The sequence below is a fragment of the Microcystis sp. LEGE 08355 genome, assembly GCF_015207185.1.
GTDB lineage: Bacteria > Cyanobacteriota > Cyanobacteriia > Cyanobacteriales > Microcystaceae > Microcystis > Microcystis panniformis.
On the sequence record NZ_JADEXI010000552.1, the window covers coordinates 1 to 3,098 of the forward strand.

The window sequence follows — 3,098 nt, forward strand, 5'->3', positions numbered from 1 at the left end:
ATGTCGGGTAGGGTTGATTCATGAATCAACCCTACCTTGAATCAACCCTAGGACAAGGGGGGGTAGGAGGAATAGATAATCAGTCTTTAATAACTGGATTTAGTATAAGTATTTCATATATGTTGATTGAGAAACCCTTACCCGGTAATACTTCTATGTTTAGTCATTCTCAATAAGGTTATCCTTATTGCGGTGACTAATTACCTGGCAAGTTCGCAGCTTTCTTTTCACTGATTACTGTTCACTGATTACTGTTCACTGAAAAATCAACTCAATAACCAATCTAGATGCTCCTGTAAACATTGCTTGAGGTCGTAGCGTTGCTTGATAGTTTCCCTGGCCTTTAAACGCAGATTTTGCCAACCCTGGGGATAATCTAACACTTCATCGACGCGGTCGGCTATTTGGTGGGGAGAAAAGAAATCCACTAATAAACCATTTTCCCGATCAGTAATTAATTCTCGCACGGGGGGAGTATCGGAACCAATCACGACGCAACCCATGGCCATGGCCTCTAACATTGACCAAGAAAGCACAAAAGGACGAGTAAGATAGATATGGGCTGCCGATGCCTGTAAAACCTGTTTATATTGACCGTAGGGCAGAGAACCGGTAAAATGCACCCGGGATAAATCCAAAGAAAGGCTTTCTAACATCAATTGTTTATAGGTTTTGCCGTCCGGTAGAGTTTTCCCATAAGCGACCCGATCCTCACCGACAATCACCACATGACAGTTAGGCCGACGGGCTAAAATTAGGGAAACAGCCGTCATAAATTGGGGAAAACCGCGATAGGGTTCCATTCCCCGGGTTGCATAGGTGACAATCTCCTTAACACCGGATAAATCTAAACCTATCTCTGGAATCACTAACTGCACATCGGGACGGGGACAGAAATAGTCCGTATCGATGCCATCGTGTAAAACCGTCAGTTTCGGGTGAAATTCGGGGGGAAATTGTTGTTTTTGCCAGATAGTCGGCGATAAACCTCGATCGCAACTGACCAGATCGATCAGGATTGGCGCATTTTTAATTCTAATCCGGGCCTCGGCATCAGCATTAAGGGGATCCGCCGGATCAAAATCAGCATCGGAACCATGGGCATGATAAAACCATTCAAAATAGGCTAAAAACTTAGTTTTCGGGAAAATATCCTTGATAAATAGGCCCGGCCCCCAGCCAGAATGTGCATAGACAATATCGGGATAAAATCCTTGATTTTTCAGTTGTTGGCAAACAGCATAAACCGCTTGACCTTGTAAAACCGCACTTTCCAGGGGACGGACATAATGATGGGTTTGGGGAGAAACAGCGCGACTTTCCTTGTAAATAAATTTTTTTACCCCCGCTATCTCTCCCTCTTGCCGGGTAGTGCCGAAAATCACTTGATTTCCAGGTTTTTGAGCTAAAACCGTGATTAAATGGCGAAATTGGGCGGGAAAATTGGAATGAAGGAATAAAAATTTCATCGCGGGTAAAGGTTTAGAAAAAGCGATCGCTAATCGTACATTGTCCCTGAAAACGGAGCAGATGATCGCATAATACCAAAGCCATCATCGCTTCCACCATCGGGACCGCTCGGGGTAAAACACAAGGATCGTGTCTTCCTTTGGCTGCCAGGGTGGTTTCTTCCCCGGTGCGCGTCACGGTTTTTTGTTCTTTACCGATAGTCGCGGTCGGTTTAAAAGCGATGCGGATAATAATATTTTCACCGTTACTGATTCCCCCTTGGATACCCCCCGAACGATTGCTAGTGGTGCGAATTTCCCCGTTATCATCGATAAAATACTCGTCATTGTGTTCGCTGCCGGTTAAGAAGGTTCCCGCGAATCCCGATCCGATTTCAAATCCCTTACTCGCGGGTAAGGACATCATCCCCTTAGCCAAATCGGCTTCTAGCTTATCAAAAACGGGTTCTCCTAGACCTTTCGGCACATTTCTGGCTACACATTCCACCACACCGCCGATCGAGTCCTTATTCAGGCGAATTTGATCGATCAGGGCGATCATTTTGGCGGCCGTTTCCTCGTTGGGACAACGCACCATATTACTTTCCACCTCGTCGAGGGTGACGGTGTTGGGGTCGATGATTGCCTCAATATCTTTAATTCGCTTCACATAGCCGATAATCTCGACATTATAGACAGATTTAAGAATTTTTTTGGCGATCGCTGCTGCGGCCACCCGGCCGATGGTTTCCCGGGCCGAAGATCTGCCTCCTCCTTTCCAGTTGCGAATGCCGTATTTTGCCTCGTAGGTAGCATCCGCATGGGAAGGTCGGAATTTCTCGGCCATTTCGTTGTAATCTTGCGAGCGAGCATCCTGATTCCGCACTAAAATAGCGATCGGTGTACCCAGGGTTTTGCCGTCAAAAACGCCCGAAATTATCTCACAAATGTCATTTTCCCGACGCGGGGTCACGATTCTGCTTTGTCCCGGTTTGCGACGGTCTAAATCGATTTGAATCTCCTCTTCGGAAATTTCTAAGCGCGGAGGACAACCATCGATAACCACTCCTACCCCACCCCCGTGAGATTCTCCAAAAGTGGAAACCCGAAATAGTCGTCCGAAAGTGTTACCCATAATCTCAATGTCTATTAAGCCTCAAGGTTTTATTGTACCTGAGCGGTTATCAGTTATCAGTTATCAGTTATCAGTGATCAGATGTGAGTTTTTAGTGGACAGTCTTAAGTAGAAAATTGCCGTTTTCTTGTCACTGATGCCATTTTTCAAAAGTAATCGCAGAGATGGTTAATTTCCCTTACCCCCACAACCAAAGGGAGAGGGGAGTAAAATGCCGGCTCTCTTATTCTTTGTGTGATAAGTTTAACTTATATAATACCGATCAATCTTTGTGTCCTTTGTGTCTTTGTGGTTCGTTCCATTTGCTCGCCAGCAGAACTGTATTTTAGAATACATTTTACCCACCAAACCCAAGAGAGTACAATGCCTGCTACGAATAAAGGAAAATAGTTTGACATCCTCGCCGCACTTTTAGGGCGGCGATTCCTAAACCTCACGATTTAAGTTTCTGCTTCCACCACCGTCGCATACCACAGTTAAAAAACCATGTACTGTCTTACACAGAGTCCACAGAC

At 45.4% G+C, this 3,098-nt stretch carries 3 protein-coding genes; 1 reads left to right on the forward strand and 2 read right to left on the reverse strand.

Features of this window, described 5'->3' with window-relative positions; all coding sequences use genetic code 11:
• The first annotated feature begins 20 nt into the window (after positions 1–20).
• Complete coding sequence (locus IQ242_RS20930) at positions 21–176, forward strand: hypothetical protein (RefSeq protein ID WP_193961272.1); 156 nt, start codon at positions 21–23, stop codon at positions 174–176.
• A 90-nt stretch (positions 177–266) separates the two neighbouring features.
• On the opposite strand, the gene IQ242_RS20935 is transcribed toward IQ242_RS20930, so the two are convergent.
• Together IQ242_RS20935 and aroC are read right to left on the reverse strand one after the other, a co-directional pair.
• Positions 267–1,469 (reverse strand): glycosyltransferase family 4 protein, encoded by a 1,203-nt coding sequence (locus IQ242_RS20935; protein ID WP_193961273.1) that lies wholly within the window; start codon positions 1,467–1,469, stop codon positions 267–269.
• Between the two features lie 13 nt (positions 1,470–1,482).
• Positions 1,483–2,583 (reverse strand): chorismate synthase, encoded by a 1,101-nt coding sequence (gene aroC, locus IQ242_RS20940; protein WP_193961274.1) that lies wholly within the window; start codon positions 2,581–2,583, stop codon positions 1,483–1,485.
• Positions 2,584–3,098: the final 515 nt, after the last annotated feature.